General features: G+C 41.4%; 14 protein-coding genes. All 14 read right to left on the bottom strand.

Annotated features, from left to right (window positions below; genetic code table 11):
* Positions 1-16 precede the first annotated feature (16 nt).
* The 14 genes from BM100_RS05050 to BM100_RS04985 all read right to left on the bottom strand — a co-directional run bounded on the left by BM100_RS05050 (position 17) and on the right by BM100_RS04985 (position 18,200).
* A complete protein-coding gene (locus tag BM100_RS05050) occupies positions 17-2,107 on the bottom strand; it encodes an ATP-binding protein (protein ID WP_092508566.1) in 2,091 nt (696 codons plus the stop codon).
* 9 nt (positions 2,108-2,116) lie between these two features.
* A complete protein-coding gene (locus tag BM100_RS05045; RefSeq protein WP_092508564.1) occupies positions 2,117-3,841 on the bottom strand; it encodes a contractile injection system tape measure protein in 1,725 nt (574 codons plus the stop codon).
* Positions 3,842-3,877: 36 nt separating this feature from the next.
* A complete protein-coding gene (locus tag BM100_RS05040) occupies positions 3,878-4,882 on the bottom strand; it encodes a tail fiber protein (protein WP_092508562.1) in 1,005 nt (334 codons plus the stop codon).
* 106 nt (positions 4,883-4,988) lie between these two features.
* Entirely contained in the window at positions 4,989-7,895 is a 2,907-nt protein-coding gene (locus tag BM100_RS05035) for a hypothetical protein (protein ID WP_092508560.1), read from the bottom strand.
* The gene (locus BM100_RS05030; protein ID WP_092508558.1) at positions 7,888-10,584 is read right to left on the bottom strand and encodes a hypothetical protein; all 2,697 of its coding nucleotides are present in this window, start codon (positions 10,582-10,584) and stop codon (positions 7,888-7,890) included. The genes BM100_RS05035 and BM100_RS05030 overlap by 8 nt, the downstream gene beginning before the upstream one ends.
* A gap of 85 nt (positions 10,585-10,669) precedes the next feature.
* The gene (locus BM100_RS05025) at positions 10,670-11,086 is read right to left on the bottom strand and encodes a hypothetical protein (protein WP_092508556.1); all 417 of its coding nucleotides are present in this window, start codon (positions 11,084-11,086) and stop codon (positions 10,670-10,672) included.
* Positions 11,083-11,526, bottom strand: coding sequence for a GPW/gp25 family protein (locus BM100_RS05020; protein WP_092508554.1), 444 nt, complete (start codon positions 11,524-11,526; stop codon positions 11,083-11,085). Before BM100_RS05020 ends, BM100_RS05025 begins: the two co-directional genes overlap by 4 nt.
* 25 nt (positions 11,527-11,551) lie before the next feature.
* On the bottom strand, positions 11,552-13,162 hold the full coding sequence (locus BM100_RS05015) for a phage baseplate assembly protein V (RefSeq protein WP_092508552.1): 1,611 nt from the start codon (positions 13,160-13,162) through the stop codon (positions 11,552-11,554).
* Positions 13,159-13,842: a CIS tube protein gene (locus BM100_RS05010; protein WP_092508550.1), complete on the bottom strand. Its 684-nt coding sequence runs from the start codon at positions 13,840-13,842 to the stop codon at positions 13,159-13,161. The genes BM100_RS05015 and BM100_RS05010 overlap by 4 nt, the downstream gene beginning before the upstream one ends.
* Complete coding sequence (locus BM100_RS05005; protein WP_092508548.1) at positions 13,829-14,011, bottom strand: DUF5908 family protein; 183 nt, start codon at positions 14,009-14,011, stop codon at positions 13,829-13,831. Before BM100_RS05005 ends, BM100_RS05010 begins: the two co-directional genes overlap by 14 nt.
* Positions 14,008-14,466 carry a phage tail protein gene (locus BM100_RS05000; RefSeq protein ID WP_092508546.1) on the bottom strand — a complete coding sequence of 153 codons (459 nt, stop codon included), beginning with the start codon at positions 14,464-14,466 and terminating at the stop codon, positions 14,008-14,010. The genes BM100_RS05005 and BM100_RS05000 overlap by 4 nt, the downstream gene beginning before the upstream one ends.
* A gap of 14 nt (positions 14,467-14,480) precedes the next feature.
* Complete coding sequence (locus BM100_RS04995; RefSeq protein WP_092508545.1) at positions 14,481-15,668, bottom strand: phage tail sheath family protein; 1,188 nt, start codon at positions 15,666-15,668, stop codon at positions 14,481-14,483.
* A gap of 54 nt (positions 15,669-15,722) precedes the next feature.
* A complete protein-coding gene (locus tag BM100_RS04990) occupies positions 15,723-17,087 on the bottom strand; it encodes a phage tail sheath family protein (RefSeq protein WP_092508543.1) in 1,365 nt (454 codons plus the stop codon).
* Positions 17,088-17,099: 12 nt separating this feature from the next.
* Positions 17,100-18,200 (bottom strand): phage tail sheath family protein, encoded by a 1,101-nt coding sequence (locus tag BM100_RS04985; RefSeq protein ID WP_092508541.1) that lies wholly within the window; start codon positions 18,198-18,200, stop codon positions 17,100-17,102.
* Between the last annotated feature and the right edge of the window lie 121 nt (positions 18,201-18,321).

Raw genomic sequence — 18,321 nt, 5'->3', positions numbered from 1 at the left:
TTACCTCAAATAACGGTTAAAAAGTTAAACGGCCCATTTTATTGAGCTCTAGCTTAATCGCGCGTTTTAAATGTCTGTTTTCTATTTGCTCACAATGTTCACTTTCTGCCAATATGGATGTAAGCAAAGCAATATTCCTGATATTTGCTCCCGTTAAATCAACTTGTTTAGCCAATTTTCCAAAATCAATATCGCCAGACAATTTCAAATTATCGGGCCAAATAATTTGCCACATTTTTTTACGTTCTTCTTCGCTTGGATAAGTGAAACATGTAATAAAAGTAAAACGGCGGCTAAAAGCACTGTCTAAATGACTACGGTTATTCGTCGCTAAAATCACTAATCCGGGATAACTTTCCAATCGTTGTAATAAATAGGAAACTTCAATATTGGCGTGCCTGTCTTGAGCATCTTTCGTTTCGCTACGCTTACCAAATAATGCATCGGCTTCATCGAAAAATAAAACCCCAGAATCCGCTTCTGCTAAATCAAAAATACGGGAGATATTTTTTTCAGTTTCACCGATATATTTATTGACCACGGTAGAGAGATCAACTTTGATGAGATCAACACCGAGCTGCCCAGCTATCACTTCAGCGGCCATGGTTTTACCGGTTCCTGATTCTCCATGAAACAGTGCACTGATCCCGGTGCCATAGCCTATTTTCTCCTGAAAACCGGTTGCCAAAATATGTTCACGATAATGGATAGCAGCAATAACTTCCTGCAATTGCAGCATTAAACTGTCAGAAACGACTAAATCCTGAAAACTGCGTTTAGGCGTAATTCGTTGGGCTAACTTGCCAAAATTTTGCTGGGCACGAAGGTTCAGTGCCTTGCGCAAATCGATTTCTTCCAATTTGCCTGTGGGTTCTCTCAGTCGTTGATATTGCGCCGCTTCTTGAAGAATTAAGGGCAATGTTTCTGCGGTAAATGAAAAACGCTGACATAGCCGGGGAAGATCGATTTCCTGAACAACATAATCCGGCAATCTTGCCTGTAACATGGCTTGTTTATCTGCCAGCGTCATGATTGGCATATCAATTTGCACGATGGATAAATGGTTTCCCCATTCCCATGAATCTTCCTGCGCTGCCAGTAAAACAACACGCAATCCAGGCTGATTGAATAAAACAGATAACTGTTGATGTGCTATTTTTCTTTTTTCTGTCAGTAACGCAAAATTGCGAATTAATAAACAGGCATCATGTAATCTCGCTTCCCGTATTACCTCTGCCAACAGATTAATTATTTCCGTTGTTCCTCCCATTTCTAGCAATTGGGCAAAATCCAGAATTAGAGTGCTGATATCATGCGATGCCATAATATGGCTCACTGCTAATTCTCTGGCGCTGTCTTGCTTGCCCCTGAGTATGACCCACGGGCGAACTTCATCAGTGTCATTCAGTATTGTTTGCTCAAAGGAATGATAAAGTGTTTGTGGATATTCTATTTGTGTGCCTGAAACATGCCAATAAACACAATTGTCTAATGGCGGCAAAATAGTTCGTTGCTCCAATAAAAAATGCCAAATAGTGCTATGCGTTAAAAATTGCGTACTTGACCAAACAGCATTTTCAGACTTATCAAACCTCAAAAGGCGACTGCTGAATAAAGGAGATTGAGGTAAAAAACTATTTTGCAGTAGTTGCCAGTCATTTTGGCTTTCGCTGAAGAGTTCAATTGCCAAGATAAAACTGGGCCACGGTAATTTATGATTTCCATTAAGAGCAGCAAATAGAGCATAATAACGGTCATCAAAATGAGGCAATAACCCAAGCAATAAAACATCCCGTTCAAATTCTGTGAGTTCAAAACGTTCAACTAATAACGATAATCTATCAATGCTTTCATCTATTTTAGCATGGCGGACAATACCATTCTCTTGCTGTAACCAATGAGGCGCCCCTGTTGGTTCTGCCAGACGTAATTTGACCTGCTCTGGACTAAGCAAAAAACTCTCAGGCAAAGAATCATATTTGTCTATTTTCCGGTAATAATAGTGCTGCAATCGTAAATCAATACGTTCCAAATGGGGATAAATCCAGTGCAAATCCGACATCGTAGGCAAAAAGCTGCCACCATTATTTATGAATGGATAGTCCATATAAACCTTTTAAATATATTGCCAATCGATAACTAAGGGATGATTAAGCCAAGGGAATTTAGCGACGTTCAATGGCCAGAGCCAATCCGTCAGCAAAGCATCGAAAGGTTGTTTCTGTATCGTGATGTTGATGCCCTGCTCATTCACCAATAATTTTCCCTTGCGTTGTAAAAATAAATGGCGGACATCATTGCGACTGAGTTTTTTCCAACCGGGAAGTTGGGCGATAACGGCATCAAACCAGTGATCAATGATAAATTGTTTTTCTGGTGCCAACGGCAATAATTCCGTTTTTTCCTCAATAGACAATCCACATAGCACGTTATTCAACATGTTGCGTTCTGCTTGTGCATTTTCATTGCCCCATATCAAGTAATCGAGCACTGTAACAGCGCTCAGTTGAGCCTGTAGATGTATGAAATTCTGCTTTTCAAGCAAACCCAGTTGATTAAACAAAGCTGGTAACATTGGCCATAAAATTAAAATTCCACTATTACTGATTTCATGAGGAATTTGTTTCTCTGGTAACATTAGCGGAATAGAAAATGGTTTATTTTCAATGTGAAGCCGATCAGGTTTACTGTTTCCGGAATTTGCTGAAAATACCATATTTTGTGTATCAGGTTCAGTTTTATATATATCCTTATCTATTTTACTGGCATCGAAATTTGTTGATATCTCTTGATATTCTCTTGCGGAAAAATATTTTTTAACTTTTGGGGATATTCCTTGCCAGATTTTTTTTCGCCAGTGAACTAGCGGAGTTTCCATTCTTTTTGCCTGACGGAATAATAACAACACAGATTCTTTATTAACTAATCCGGTGTTTATCTCTGTAACAATACGCGAAATGATATGATTATCAGGTTCAGGTATCTCTAAAGCCTCGTGCTTCTCTAAATAGATCAACGCATGACATATCAATTCACCAGAAGAAATCCCCACTTTGAATGTCTTGTTTTTACTTGTGCATATGCTTGTAATTTTGTTTTTAACGTTATTTTTGCTTTCATTTTTTCTTTCCACCAGTTGCCGGCTAATCGCAACGAGTAACTCTGGTTTCTTTAACGACAAAATTGATTGCAAACAAGATTCAATCAGACAATTTTTTGCCAATAATACGACCCATCGGTTTTCCAATTTGTCTAATTGTTTTATTGCCTTGTCAATATTATTAATAGCAGGATTGTTTTTTATAAACTCATGTTGATTTGAGATTGATTTTATTTTTGATAAAGATGCGATAAGCTGTTCGGCTTCAACTGGCTTTACCTTATCAGAGAATACAGCTCCACTTATAGTGTGATCAGATATCACTTGCGTTATATGTTGTTCTTGATTAGGAACATAGTTCTTCTTCTTTTCATGGCACAATTGTTCAGCATTAACAAATACAAATTCTTTGTTGGATACTTTATCTTCTTCAGAATTTTGTTTTTCTCTTTTTTGATAGAAACCTGATTTATATTTTAAAAGTATTTTGTTTAATTCATTTTTTAATTTAACGGGAAATAATGAATTAAAATCACGCAAATGTATTTCACCAAGATCTAGCGTGAGACTTTCCAAATGAATATCTAAATTAACGCCATGCTCATCAAAGTAGGCATTAAAAAAACGATTGATATACTCCTGATTAAGCAGGGAGCCATGCAATATTTTTTTAGCTACCTGTTGACTATTCGTTTCAATAGCAATGGTAATCTGACTTAACAGATTTGGCTCCGAAGCCATAATAATTTAATCCTAAAATTATTTTTAAATAAAAAATTAAAGCTTCATGATAAATGCCAACAGATAATAAGGCGGAATAACATTAACGCTGTGTGTATGTTCTGTTGATGATGTCTCTATTTCATGTTTATGGCCTTTTCCTTCCCCTGTTTCTGAGGTATATGGATTATAGGCATTAGTTTGATAAAAACTTCTATAACCAAAACCAATGCGGTGTTCTACAATTTTAGGTTCCTTAACCTCCCACGTTTCATTCTTTAACGCGAATACAGAAGGTGGTTTTTTTGCACCATACTTTTCAACTTTAGTGTGATCGAATTTATATTTCATACCCTCATTTTCAGAATGGAACGTTATCCCACTAATATGGTTGTGTTGAGGTATTTGTGATGTGGTTAATGTTGTTTCCTGCACTTTAATATTAATTCTTTTAGCTTCTGTATCTATACAGAATTCTTTACCATTCCCTTCTCCGCGAGCTTTACCATTTTCACCTTTCTCAGAAACGGTTTCACCACACATAATAAAGCGATTTCTTAAATCGGGAACTGTCACGCCCTCATAAGTGCCCCCATCACAAAAAGCCCATCCATCAGGCGCTGTATCACCGGAAAACATCACGATCATTCCACGGGGAAGTACATGATTGTAATCAATGCCAATACCCGCTGAATCCACTTTGATACCCTGAGCGGCCTTTACAGAAATGCCTTTATTTCCGCCATTCAAGCCATCCCCCAATTCTACAGATAATACATCCTCTTTTAATACCAAAGGCGCTGCGTTTTGATTGGAAAGATTGCCTATTTTTAAATTAAGCGCCCCATCCTCACCCAATTTCAAACCTGTTCCTGCGCCTTGTTGTTCTAGAGCTAAACCACAAGCCTTTCGGCCCATGTCAGCTATTTCAATCAGGTCGGCATAATCGGTTTGTAATGGAATACTTCCTTCTTTAAAACGATATTTTAATGCATCTGCCGAAGGTAATGTTGATTTTATATTGGCGTTCTCTGTATTAGATAGATTTTGTTCTTTTTCCATGTTTACCACCTTATATATTTTGCCATTTACTGCAAAATATATTCAATTCATCTCAGTAAGTTAAATATATTTATTAACACCACTTTATATAAAATAGGATGTTAAATTAGACTTTATTTTTTAAACCATGGGTATAAGGCACATAGTTTAATTGATTATTAGTGATTTTTTCTTCATTCCATTGTGTTCCGCTATCTCCGATAACTTCAATACGCTGCGCTGTTGTTGCAATTCGCATATTACCGATACCTATGGCCGCAGACGGTAATCTGCCTAAATTTAAAGTTTCTAAAATACGGTATGCTTCATCACCTAATGGTGCACCATTGTTTTGCCAACGCTGATAAGTACGGGCGAAATTTTTAAATTGATCCGGTGATAACCAGTGAATAACCATGGAAATGTGTGCAGGAAATTCAGCCAATATTTCAGTTTTCACCCAGGATTCCAATTTATGCAAATCAACGCCTTCTTTTTCAATTAATTGTCGATTAATAACCACACTGACAACAAAAGAAAAACGATCGGCCAAAGCGTATTTAGCATTGGAGAAATACCAGTGATAGCGCCAAGCTTCGGCTTCGACCGGGAAAGCATGTGTTGAAGCTTTATCACGTTTTATTAAAATTTTTCCTTGAATACGATCGAATTTCACTACGCGAGCTTTGAGCTGAAAACCGTCCCCATTATTGACTGGATTTGCTGGCACAAAATACTTACCCGGCCCTGAAGGGGTAATTTTATATTGAAGGGTAATTTCGTCATCTTCTTCGACCATGGCCGGAAAGGGACTCTGTGCACTAGATGTGATCCAGCGCTCATCATCAGCAAGACATTGCTCCTTTTCACTGGCATAAACCAACTGATAATCCATGTCTTCCAGCCAAATCGGGCTATTTAACCAGTTCAGGTTACCATCTTTAAAGGCCGCCTCAATACGGCTCAGATTACGCTCTAAATCTGCACTGTTTTTTATGGTAAGCGAGAATGTGTCACCTGACACATCGGTAATCATTTGCCCACGCAAAATGTGTGTACTGCCACCGTCCGGGAAAATCAGATTGATGACTTGCCCTTGCAGCAGTCGATCCGCTATTCCTTGCTGAGTAAAGATTAATAGCTCGCCTCTTTGTTCTAATGCTTCTGGTTTTTGCTTTGTATCGAATGCCTTATCCGGTTTTATCGGTAAGAGTTGACGATGTTCAATCAAATAGAAAGGCAGTTTCGCCAAATCTGGATTTTCACTAAAACATTCCCCTCCTAAACCAATGCGGGCAGCGATGCGTTTTTGGAGTGCCGAAACTTTATCAATGCGGATGTTATTACGTTGATATGTGAGTTCCGGCTGTTGGGCAAGATAACCGCGTTGGGTTGAGAGGAAATCTTGCGGATCAGTAATCAATGGCCTGATTGCACGTTGAGCCCCAAAATAGCTCAATAAATAATTCAGAATTGCCAGCTCTTTTGCGTAGTTTTTCTCATTAATACCTTGGGTATTTTCAATTTGTGTATCATGCGCCAGCTTATTGATTAAATCAGGCATGATTTTCTGATGGGCATGTTGATTAACCGTATCAGTTTTAAAAGGCCATTGGGTACCGTATACGTGATTTCCCCGTTGCTTAAATGCCAGCAATTCAGGCAATAAATCTAGTTCAGCGCAGCCATTTGCCAACATCTGTTCAAAAGGCAGCATAAATTGGTGCAACTGTTCCTGCGGTTTTGAACTGGCGTAGCGCTGTAACCCATAACAGGCAGGCAATTTATTGCTCACCGGATAATAATCCCGCACTTTGCGATGTCTACCTCGATGGAGCACAACCGGTTGGGTATTAATCAAAGGAAGAGAAACAATTTTTTCTTCTATCTGTTGTTGAGTCACCCTCACTGCCACCCCACCTTTTACTGTAATTTTGAGCGGGCTTTTTGATGAGGCGATTAGCGTTATAGGGTTATTTCCCCATAACCTAGGATAATGACCTTGGTCAATATTCCACGACCATTTATCGTTTGGTAATGGCGAAATTAAGGTATTTTTTTCATTTGGTGTTATCACCAGTCTGGTAATATTTTTAACCCCTTTGATCGCCAGTAATTGGTTAACCAAATGACTCAGATTTAAGGTCGTGGAACCTGCATAGTTTTTAGTCTGCGGTAATTTCGGTATCCAACCATGGCGCAAATAAGGCCCAGAAAAGATTTCCTCATGATTGTAGCCCTGTTCTCGCAAAGACTCCGTGGTATAACGCACTGGCTTTGCCTGTACTGCGTATTCCGTCGTCATATAAATCTGAGCGAAAATATCAGCGATATCACTGACTTCATCATCAAGCTCAAGACTCATCTGCAAGGGTAAATCTGCCGGTTTTAGCCAGATAACTTTACTGACAAATTCCCCAAGATTGCGATTATTTTTAAGAAAGGTATTCAGTATTTCCTGAGCTAGCGTTCTGTCCGTCTCTGTTTCTCGGCTGGGAACCAGATAAAGCCAATAATTTCCCCTTAAAGCCAGCATTTCGCTGTCAGACGTTGAATTAAAACAATATTCCCGTTTTTTCTTGTCATACCAATAGGTATAGCGCTCTGTATCCGGCTCCCGGATAAGCTGTACGTCATTGAAAAGGAAATACCCCGCACTGCTTTCTTCAATGGGTTTATTGACGCTATCGTTGCTGTGCAAGTCCAGTAATGCCCGACGATAATCCTCAGCGGTGATCGGGCCGCAACTTAGCATTTTCTGTGGGCCAAATTCCTGCGGAAAAATAGTATCTCCGGCCGTTTGTGTTTCGCTTTTAGGGGTGAGCAGATCATTAAGAGGCAATGAATGGCGATAAGCTAAATCAGAAATGCCATAACAACAGGCTTCCAATAAGGTGATACCGGGATCATTTTCACTCAGCTGAGTCCATTTTTGACCGGATTGCTGCGCTATGAACGCCTTGGCCTGAGTGAGCAAGGTATCAAAGTTAATATCATTTTTAACAAGGGGAAACAAAGCATCCTGATTACGCATGACTCACTCCTTGGATTTTATCCCGCCAGACTAAAATCAATACTTCGTTATCAGCCGCTTGAATGTTTTCCGCATCAGCATTTGTTGTGCTGTCAGAACGCTTGATTTTCAAATCAGTCACACGTTCAACAAAAGGTGATTGCTGGATAGTGGCTAATAACTGGTAGTAATCGATATGAGTACCCGTGATGACACCGATAGCGCTGTTTTCAGCCCACGGCATATATTGCCGGCTTAATTCCTGTTGCAACTGATAATGGGCATAATCAGGATTAACATCCGCAACAAATGCCAGTTCATATTGCACATAAACATCCACATACGCTGGGTTTTTAATGTCAATCGTTGCCCACGGGCTGCTTAATTGCATTAGCCACTCCCCCATTTCTGTCAATCGGGCTGAATTCAATGTCGGGCGCAAGGCGTCATCATTGTCTTTATAATGATTCTCTGGGATCACAACCAATTGCTGTACTTCCGGTGCAGGAATTTTGGTCAACTCCCCTGCGGAAGGTGTTTGAACATCAAATACGCTGACAAAATGATCTTTCAGTAGGGTCGCCATATTTCCCCAGCTCAATACCCGATTACGATGGGATAGGCGGGCAGGAACCCGTGTCAGGAAATCACTTTCGGTTTCTTGTGGACGGCCATTCCAAGGTGCCCAAGGTTGGATAATATTGCTCACTTCAACTGGCGCATTAACCTGTTGTTTAATGCTGTTAGCCGCCAATCCGTTAATAAAATGCGCTTGTGCCACCGATTCCGGGTTGATCAGCGTTGCCGTCGTCGAGTTATATAACATCCCTTTAATGATCGGATAATTCTGGATCTCTACCTGCTTTTGTATTTCGGCTTTTAGCCAATATCGACCCGCTGGCATTTGTGTTGCCTGATTTGACGCATCGTGTGGCAATAATGCGCGCCAGAGGCCCCGATCAAATAAATGACGGGTTTGGTCGTCAACCCATTTATCTAATGGGCACCAGATATTCTCTTGATTGAGATAAGACCAGGATAATTGAAGAGGTTTAAAACCGGTTAATTGCCAGTAAAGCGATAACGTTTGTCCGGGTAATACATCAGTAAAGCCTAAATAGAATGTATCATTGTTTAATGAAAGTGCGCTTTTTGCCGGTTCACCCCAACCAAAAGGGGTCAAAGGATAAATAACGAATTGCGCCGGTGTTGCTTTAGCACTGAACTGAACCTGCAACATGCTGATTTGTGGTGTATAAGGTATATTTTTTCCCGCAGGGTTGTTCCAATATTGTGCATGTCCAAAATCCTGTACCAGCTCCACACGTATTGATGCTGGCCATTCACGCGGAGAAATGCTGTTCGCAACAGGATAATCTATTTGCGGTAAGGTAAATGTCAGGCTTTGTCCTTGTGGCGCCTGATTGTTATTGCTGCTGAATAAGGGTTGGGCATTACCCAATGCTTTTCTTGCTTGAGGCGTAATTAAGTAGCCCTGAACGTTAAAAACAACATCCGCAATATTAGATTCATACCCCTGATACCATGTTTTAAAGCTCTTTTCAGGTAAATCGTTCCATTGGGGCGTAATGGTCAGTGTTGCGTTTTCTGTCCCATACCATTCAGGTGCAATAAGATTAAACCCTGCACCTGATGAAGGCGACTGTCCGAACGGAAAGCTGGTTGAATCCGTTTGTTCAATACCGTAATCCGAAGAATAAAGTACCCCATGATGGCTCTTGATATTAACAGTAATCTCCGCGATTTCTGGCAATACACGCTGTTTAGCCGTGCCTAGCTTTAGTACCGGAACATCAAATGTCATGCCATCAAGGTTATTAGGCGGAGTGATAGGATCGGCATCAGCCGGTAAGTAAAGATTGAGCGTATCCTCACCCTCTTTGACAACAGCCAAAGGCAGCCAGTGATTGCCTGAACTGACTTGAGCTTGGATCAGGGTGGCATCCTCTTTTACGGTTTCCGCCAATCTGATATTGATGCAGCGTTCCCCTCCTGACATAGCTAAGAGAGGTGAAGCCACCAGATAACCAGATAGAACCGGAACTTCCTCTAAAGTAGGTTCAAACAACCGCATGCCGTTTTCAGGAAATATTTTATTGTCAGCCAAGTTCAGAGGTATGGCGGATAGGACATGATCCGTGCCTTTTCGATGCCAACGTAAATCAGTCAATTTCCCTTGATTCGCAAGTAAACCCGATTCTGATGCGTATTGTAATGGATTGCCTGCACTGTCTTGCCCAGCTTCAAAATGCGTTCCTTTAGGAAGAAAATACTCTTTTACTTCTTTATTTAAAACAATCCCCAAAGCAACGCTATCTGCTTGAGCTTCTCTGGGTTTCAGCCCCAATAATTCACGATAATAAAGATGACGATGCCGCGCCGGAAATGTATTCAATAACGTTTTGGTGGTTTCCAAAAGTTTTAAAAATGCTAATACAAAAGTCTGATGTGGCGGTAAAAGGCCATCTGCCTGACGCGTGTTATGATAAATTTCAGTCAGTTTTTGGGGATCATTTTCCTGAATAAAATAGAATCCATCCCAAAATTGTTCTTTATCCTTGTCGAACGGAATTAACGCTGCATATTCTTTTAACCAAGTTAAAATATCCAGCGTACTTCTTTCATCTAGTTTAAATTCCGTTTCTGGTACAATAGCAGCAAGTTTTTCTTCTAACTCAGCTTGTCCCATATTTATACCACCTGTTATTTGAATATATCCTTAATACTTTTTAGGATATGGAATTTATATAAAAATAAGTTTGAAACATTAACGGCTATCCAGTACTGACAATATATTGACTGGCAATAAAACGGCCTTTCCCCATGCTCGGCGCAGTCACATCAGGCCCTGTTGATGGATTATTCGCAGGTTGTGTCGGCGTAAAACGGGCAATAAATTGTTGCCCGACGGCCATCATCATGGCCGGAGTACGGCAAAAATTAATGGGTTGGCTGGCATCCAATTGGGCAATAGTAATGGTACCCATTCCGGGTATTGGATGACTTGGCGTAATATATTGTGCCTGAAACTGCACTTTTTTTTCATCGCCCAGCATTACTGTTTTTTTACCCTGAATGGTGACGTGCCCACTGCCACGGATGGTTGCCAGCCCGAGAACAGTGACCTGCCGGTTGCCAAATAAGGGTTCGAACAGCAAACTGTCACCATCAACAACCAGTTGCTTGCTCATAAAATCACTCGTACTTGTCCTTCATTAATATCAAGAGCACCTTCAAGCTGTTGGCTAATTTCACTGCCTCTCAAGGTATAGGTGGTATAAATATGCAGAGTATTGGGAGAATCGATTTTTTGTCTGACTTGTATTTCAGTGATAGCTGCACGAGGTTCGTAACGCAATACACTTTCTTCGATACTATTTTGAATATTCGCCATTAATTCATCACTGATATTGGCAAATAAATAATCATTCAGACCACAACCATAATCTTCACGCATAATTCTTTCGCCAGGTTCAGTTAAAAACAGCGTCTTTATACTTTGGCGAACATTTTCTGCTCCCTCTGCCATCACGACACCGGGTGGAATATCTTCTTCATTATTCTGAATACAGAATTGAGGAGGAAATGCCCACCCCCTGCCATAAATATCTGATAATATTTTTTTTGTCATTTTATTGTCTTAGACTTCTATTAAATTATTGCGTTAAATTAATTTTCGCACCTTTAATATCAACACCAGATTTACCATTGATGGATAAAGAATTATCAGCTTCTATTTTAATTTCTTTAGCGTTCATGATGAAATCACTCTCTGAGTGAAATGTAATCTCTTTATCCTGCGGCAATAAGAGTGAATGTTTTCCGCTATTAATGGCGAGCGTCTTTTCTTTATTATCAAAAATAAATGATTGTTGATTTTCTCCTTGCTGAATAACTAACGTTTTTATTTGATTACTTTCACTTGGCTCCAACGGGGCTTTATTTTTCGGATTATGCATAGAGCCTAATATGACAGGGAAACGAGGATCAGCTTCAAAAAAACCGATAATGACTTCATCTCCCGGTTCCGGATAAAAACAAAATCCACTTTCATTGCTGGCGTAAGGTTTGCCTAAACGTGCAAACAGTGAGCCACCGGTTAAACTTAACGCGGGTATCACAACGGGTAATCGATCCAACGATTGGTTATCTTGCTGGTATTTTCCAACAACGCCAATATGCAGCTCTTTAGCCTGAGGTACGGGAGGTTCTGGCTCTGGAAGCATACCGATAGTCAATCGTGTTCGCCAACCCTGCCTTTGACTGATATTTTGATTAATGCCAGTGATGATCGCCTGACCATCCATACCTTGGCCAAAACCGCTTAACGCCAAAACATCACCCACTTGATAACGGTTATCCCCCTCAACAATCACATGACCAGTGACGTTATGGTGACGTCGATTATTCAGGGTACTTTGGGCAAGGGAGCGCGCCTGTTCATTATCCAATGGGTAACTGAAAACCCATTGCCACTCTTGATGAGCTAACGTGGAGACATTGTCTGAACCGAGTTGCCCGTGGCCAAGCGCACTGTTCTTTGCCTGAATTGCCTGAGATAATTTTTGTTGGGTAATATCCCACGACTGTATGCTGACGGATTTAGGGCTATATTGGTTATCCCATTGCAGATTCGCTTCGAAAAGCACAACATCCTGCGTACCGACCCGCTGGTGGAGCGTATGCACTTTTGATTGATTAAGCGATTCTGGCGTGACTAACGTTACCGCTTCGTGATGCGGGAGCAACCAGGTGTTTGTTGCGTTTAACCGTTTTTTTATAAAGCGCCAGTCATTACACCGAAACTGCACCATTTGCTCATGGGTGGTTTTAAGCTGGGGCGCCTGTTTGATGGTTGCAGAAAGCCCCGCTTGGTTAAATAACCTTCTAATTATGGTTTCATCACTTTGCTGGCTGAATATTTGTGAACGCAAACCATGAGTGAGTTTCTGTAGCGAATGTTTTGCCGTCAGGGTGACTAAATTATCCTGACCTTTTAATGCAAGCCTCTGCCGGACAATTAGCCCTTTAAAAATAACGTCTTTTTGGATTTGAACAGTCAGTTCATTATTGGGACGAAAACGTGCCAACTCAGCCTGAGCCTTGCTGTCAAAAATATGGCTGGCATCTCCCGTCATTCCTAATGTTATGCTGGCTGAAGGAATGTCATTAATATGGCAATTCACTGCGATACTTATGACGGAAAATTGACTGAGAGATTTGCCCCCTATCTTGATTTCTATCGTTGGGAGCATAGGTAACTTCATGTTTCCTCCCGTGCTTGCAGCATTTGTCCTGACGTAAAATCATCCAGATTATCCAGATCGTTTTGCCAGGCAAGCGTGAGATAATCAATCCCTCCGGCTAAAGAGGCGCCTGCTCCGAGAGCAATCAACGGTAAAGAGATCATATCGGTTACACTGACCGCCGTGGCAGGTGGCGATTGTAATTGCCGTTCAGTCGCCTGAATAACAAAACTTTCGTCTGCCACCAGCGTCAGGCTTGCACTAGCCCGCAATGGCGTAGCATCTCGGTCAAACAATGTGTAATTCACGCTGAGGCCACTTGCACGACCGGCAAAGTAACCTTTATTTTCCCAGCGCATTTTTCCCCATTTGATTTTTAAAAAATGCGGGACATGAGTACTGGCATCTGCGGCACACAAGGATTTCAACGTTGACAGTTGTGTTTCTATCGGCGTGCTATTTCCGGGCATGGTGGCATCAAAAAGCAATACCAGTGACAACCCCACCGGCTGGGATAAGACATAACGGCTGCTCTGGCTGGTATTGTTGATGCTTTCATCCTGTTGATAGCGGGTTTGATAATCAAGCTGGATAGCATCAGGATTGTACATTGCCTGTAAACTACCAACTGAAATTTTACCTTCCCGATCTTTGAATGCTGTCAGAGTCAGTTTGGAGAGATTACGTTCAATCAAGCTCATAATATCCCCCCCTTGATTCCCGCAATGCGTCCAGCACTTCCTGTTTAATAATTTCAATCAGACGAGCATTATCCAGCTTCTCTTGTGCCAATGTCTGTAACGGCAGAGTTTCATTGGAAGGCTCTACCACTTTGGCTTGAATGATTAATTCCTTAATTTCAACGGTCATAGTTTTACTCCTAACCAACGCATATCCTGATAACGCAATTCCAGCGAATTAATCAGAACAGTATTGTTGTTGGCATCAAGATCACCGGTAGACCAGCGCACTGGTAGTGCGTTGCTTAATGTCCAGCTTGCCACAGGAATTGAATCTTCATTCAGGAGCATAATGACAACATCAGCATAAACGGCTTTTTCACCACGTAACACGCGATCGAACATCCACGTCAAGGGAGTGACTGTCATAACGCCACGTTCAAACAGGACACTGCCATGTTGGATTTTTTCCGCCAACCAAGTATTTCTGGCATTTTCGCCCCCTTGACTTAACTGAGTCGTTTGTAATTCACGACTAAGTCCTGATATCCGCTGAAAAGCAATATCAAGCGGGCTGGGAATATTGTTAAAAAGAAAGCTGGCGATAAAACGATGTGATACGGACGGGGTGTAAAACTTATTCATATTATGTTCCCCACTTAAGAAATCATTCCGGTTCGAGTATCAAATGCCAGACTCAGCTCAATAAATTCTGCTGGAATTAACAACGCCAGCCTGATTTTCATGATCATTTTGCCTTCCAGCAAATCAATCTCATTCATGGATTCATTTATCCCTAACAATACTTCAAACGCGTGTTCTTCCTGAGTTCCCCGCAACCCTCCTTTAAGCCACAATTGACGTAACCAGTTATGGGCCTGACCTTTAAATTTCATCCAAGTAATCGCGTTATTGGGTTCAAAAACAAAAATACGTCCTAATTGGGTCAAATGAAATTCAATATAAGAAACCAGAAGTCGGTTCTGAATATAACGCCAAGGGGAATTAGGTATGTTTTCCAATGTACGGCATCCCCAAATACGGATACCTTTACCCGGAAAACTTCGCACCAGATTTAATGAAGTTCCATTTTGGTTAAATAAACCATCGGCTTTAATGTGAGAACATAACGGGCTAATGACTTTAGATAAGGGGACATTCGCCGGTGCTGTCCACATGCCTTCTTCATCGTCGTAGCGCTGAATGATGGCAGCAACTGCTGCTGTCGGTGAAAGTACAACAGGTTGGTTGTTTTCCTGATAAACGCTGTTCAGTCTTGGCCAGTATACCGCCCCCCATTGGCGATCATGTGAAGAAAATCGAGCTAAACATTGCGCTGCCAATGCAGGTTCATCGGGTGCATCCAATAATGCCATTATCCCACGACGGCTTTTGCAGAGATCCAATACCGATTGCCAAAGCTGTAACCAAGAATCGACCGATGAAATGGCATCGTCGGATTGATTAAAACAAACAATATCAGGTGCAATAATCAGTGTGATTTCACTGTTTGTCGCAATAACTTGTTTTAGCCAATCTTGTTGCAGTTCCACCAACAAGGATTGCCCGTTTTTTTGCGCGGATTCATGACCCAATGACAGCACATAGGCGTGTTTTCCGCCATTCTCAAAGAAATGGCGCACAGAATGGTACATTAAACCCGTTTGGCTGAAAAATAAGGCAAAATCAGTCAGGCTATTTAACTTAATCGCCGTGTTATGGTGAATATCTTCATCGTTAAGAGGTTGGGTATAACCGATAAAAATTGGCAGGCCAATAAATGCATTATTCTCTCTCTGAGAAATAAAATTTTCTGTTATTGTGATGCCCGGCTGCATTATTTCCATCTTTATATCCTTCATTCCTGCTGAGACGCAGCATTGAGCTGCGCCTCAATACAGTTACTGTGCTACATCTTGCGAAAATTGCAGGATAATAAATTCAGCCGGACGCACTGCCGCCATGCCAATTTTGACAATCATTTTGCCTTGTTTGATTTCATCAGCACTCATTGTGAGATCTTTGCCAATCTGCACAAAATAGGCCTCTTTCGGGCTATTACCCGCCAATGCACCTTGTTGCCAGAGTTGATGAAGATAATTATCAATGGCAGATCGCACTTTTTCCCACGTAGGTTGATGATTGGGTTCAAAAGCAGCCATTTGCATGGCTTGCTTGATATCCCGCTCCGCTGTATTAAACAAGCGACGAACAGAAATATAGCGCCAGCGCTCGCTGTCTTCTAAAGTCCGGGCACCCCATACGACAAACCCTTTTTGGCTGAAATAACGAATGGCATTAATGCCATTTGCATTCATAATTCCTTGCTCTTCGTCAGTAAGACGCTCAGTGATCTCACTTATCCCGTTTAATGCCACATTTGCCGGTGCTTTCCAGACGCCACGTTTGGCATCAGTTGCACAATACACGGCAGCCACCACCGCACTGGCAGGGATCACGTTTTTCTGTGCGGCAATCGCTTCCTGAATGGCATGCTTCACTTGTTGATAAACAGCCTGATTTTCCTTGTTATTCAACTGAGTTAAATTTTCAATTTCGCGGTGATATCCAGAAACGGCAATAGCGTCATCTTCCACCTCTATCAGTTGTGGAACATTAACCGCAGGATAATAAGTGGCCGTTTGTGAAGGGGCATTTGTTTTAGGCTTTTTGTTTTTATCAGCGTTATCAGCGATAAGAAAGCGGCCTTCATTGAGTAAATCGGCTGGCAAGTTGCTGTATATTTTGCTTTGGTAATCTGCTTCCTGTTCAGGGCAGACAATCAAGGTAATATCTAAAGCCTGCCTGATTAAATCGGGAATGAATGCCAAGTTTTTCTGTTTGGTATCCCCCATTGGTAAAATATAGCAAGGCCCGCCACCATTTTGGAAATACAGCTTTAGGGCATCACTGCTCGTTGTATAAGCAATGTCTACCTTGTAGGTTTGATCATCCTTTGCATCATGTTGAGAACTGTCATCGCTTGTCGTCAGAGAATCAGTATCACTCTCATTTTTCTCTGAGACAGATTGCGCTTTTGCAGGAAGCGTTGGGGTTATTTTTACTGATTTTATACATCCCACCTGAAACAGGTGAGTAAAATCAAGCCAACTGGCAATGCGGATAATTTGAGGGGTTGTACTGGTTTTTTTGGGTGAAAAGCGCCCAATAAAAACAGGTATGGCGGTATTTCCCTGTTTAACAGAAAGCGCCAAAGACGCATCTTCTTCAATATAAACGCCGGGAAAAGTGGGAGTAATTGGCATACGGCCTCCAGATTATTGTGCGATATCCTGCGTAAACTGCAAAACAATGAATTCAGCCGGACGCACTGCCGCCATGCCGATTTTAATGATCATTTTCCCTTGTTTAATATCGGCATCCGTCATCGTGATATCTTTGCCGATTTGCACGAAATAAGCATCTTCTGGTTTAGCGCCGACCAAACCACCTTGTTGCCACAAACTATGCAGATAGTTATTAATGGCAGTTCGTACACGCTCCCAAGTTGGCTGGTGGTTAGGTTCAAATACCGCAAAGCTCATGGCATTCTTGATATCCCGTTCAGCACTGTTAAAGAGACGACGAACTGAGATATAACGCCAGTTATTGCTGTCATTTAAAGTACGGGCACCCCAAACCAACGTATTGTTATTGGCAAAGGTACGGATCATATTCAAGGCCTTACCTTGATTATATTTAGCCTGGAAATCATCCGTGACCGGATATTTAGGCTGCAAGCCGCCTTGGACAGCCACATTGGCCGGTGCTTTCCAGACTCCTCGGCTGTTATCAACACTTGCGTAAACTCCCGCCATCACTGCACTGGGCGGAATATCAACCGGTGCTTTATCATGACCCCATTCTGCCGTTAACCAAGGATAATAAACTGCACCATAGGGTGTTTCTGGATACGAATCGAGAATTGATTTTTCAGAGTTATCTTTAGCTTGAGAGTTTCCTTTAGTTTCGGCTTCAATCTTATCTTGCGGGCCATCAAAAATGGCAAATAATCCTTTACCCGGTTTACACAGCTCCCCTACAGCCTGTTGGATATCTTCTCCGGCAGCGACCAACAAAGTCGCATCATCGAGTTTTGGCACTTGTGCTGTTAAGTCCGCTGTTTGGATAAGATAAGCATATCCTCCACCATTGATAAAATAAGCACGCAGGGAAACATCAAGCGCATTAGCAGCATCAAACGGTGCATTCTTTAAGCCAAGATAATCTATCCAGCTATTAATGCGGCAAATGTTATTTACAAAGGTATTCTTCTTTGCAACAGCAAAAACGGGGACGGCGGTTAAAGCCGTGCGTACAGAAAGAGCGAGTGAAGCATCTTCCTGAATGTAAACACCAGGATATGAATACATTGACATGTAATCTCCAATTACAGCGAGATAGGCTCAATAAAATAATTATTGAGTTAAAAATAGTTATTGAGCTAAATATAGATATAAGATAACGAATGAATATTCGTCAGCAAAAATCTATCAAACA

The sequence above is a fragment of the Xenorhabdus mauleonii genome, assembly GCF_900113945.1.
In the GTDB taxonomy this organism is placed as follows: domain Bacteria; phylum Pseudomonadota; class Gammaproteobacteria; order Enterobacterales; family Enterobacteriaceae; genus Xenorhabdus; species Xenorhabdus mauleonii.
This window is presented reverse-complemented; position numbering and strand designations above follow the sequence as displayed.

Bases quoted from the DNA above. Each gene is read 5' to 3' on its own strand.
- BM100_RS05020 (WP_092508554.1), bottom strand. From the start codon at position 11,526: ATGACAAAAAAAATATTATCAGATATTTATGGCAGGGGGTGGGCATTT.
- BM100_RS04995 (WP_092508545.1), bottom strand. From the start codon at position 15,668: ATGGAAATAATGCAGCCGGGCATCACAATAACAGAAAATTTTATTTCT.
- BM100_RS05050 (WP_092508566.1), bottom strand. From the start codon at position 2,107: ATGGACTATCCATTCATAAATAATGGTGGCAGCTTTTTGCCTACGATG.
- BM100_RS05040 (WP_092508562.1), bottom strand. From the start codon at position 4,882: ATGGAAAAAGAACAAAATCTATCTAATACAGAGAACGCCAATATAAAA.
- BM100_RS05015 (WP_092508552.1), bottom strand. From the start codon at position 13,162: ATGAAGTTACCTATGCTCCCAACGATAGAAATCAAGATAGGGGGCAAA.
- BM100_RS05005 (WP_092508548.1), bottom strand. From the start codon at position 14,011: ATGACCGTTGAAATTAAGGAATTAATCATTCAAGCCAAAGTGGTAGAG.
- BM100_RS05000 (WP_092508546.1), bottom strand. From the start codon at position 14,466: ATGAATAAGTTTTACACCCCGTCCGTATCACATCGTTTTATCGCCAGC.
- BM100_RS05025 (WP_092508556.1), bottom strand. From the start codon at position 11,086: ATGAGCAAGCAACTGGTTGTTGATGGTGACAGTTTGCTGTTCGAACCC.
- BM100_RS04985 (WP_092508541.1), bottom strand. From the start codon at position 18,200: ATGTCAATGTATTCATATCCTGGTGTTTACATTCAGGAAGATGCTTCA.
- BM100_RS05045 (WP_092508564.1), bottom strand. From the start codon at position 3,841: ATGGCTTCGGAGCCAAATCTGTTAAGTCAGATTACCATTGCTATTGAA.
- BM100_RS05010 (WP_092508550.1), bottom strand. From the start codon at position 13,842: ATGAGCTTGATTGAACGTAATCTCTCCAAACTGACTCTGACAGCATTC.
- BM100_RS04990 (WP_092508543.1), bottom strand. From the start codon at position 17,087: ATGCCAATTACTCCCACTTTTCCCGGCGTTTATATTGAAGAAGATGCG.
- BM100_RS05030 (WP_092508558.1), bottom strand. From the start codon at position 10,584: ATGGGACAAGCTGAGTTAGAAGAAAAACTTGCTGCTATTGTACCAGAA.
- BM100_RS05035 (WP_092508560.1), bottom strand. From the start codon at position 7,895: ATGCGTAATCAGGATGCTTTGTTTCCCCTTGTTAAAAATGATATTAAC.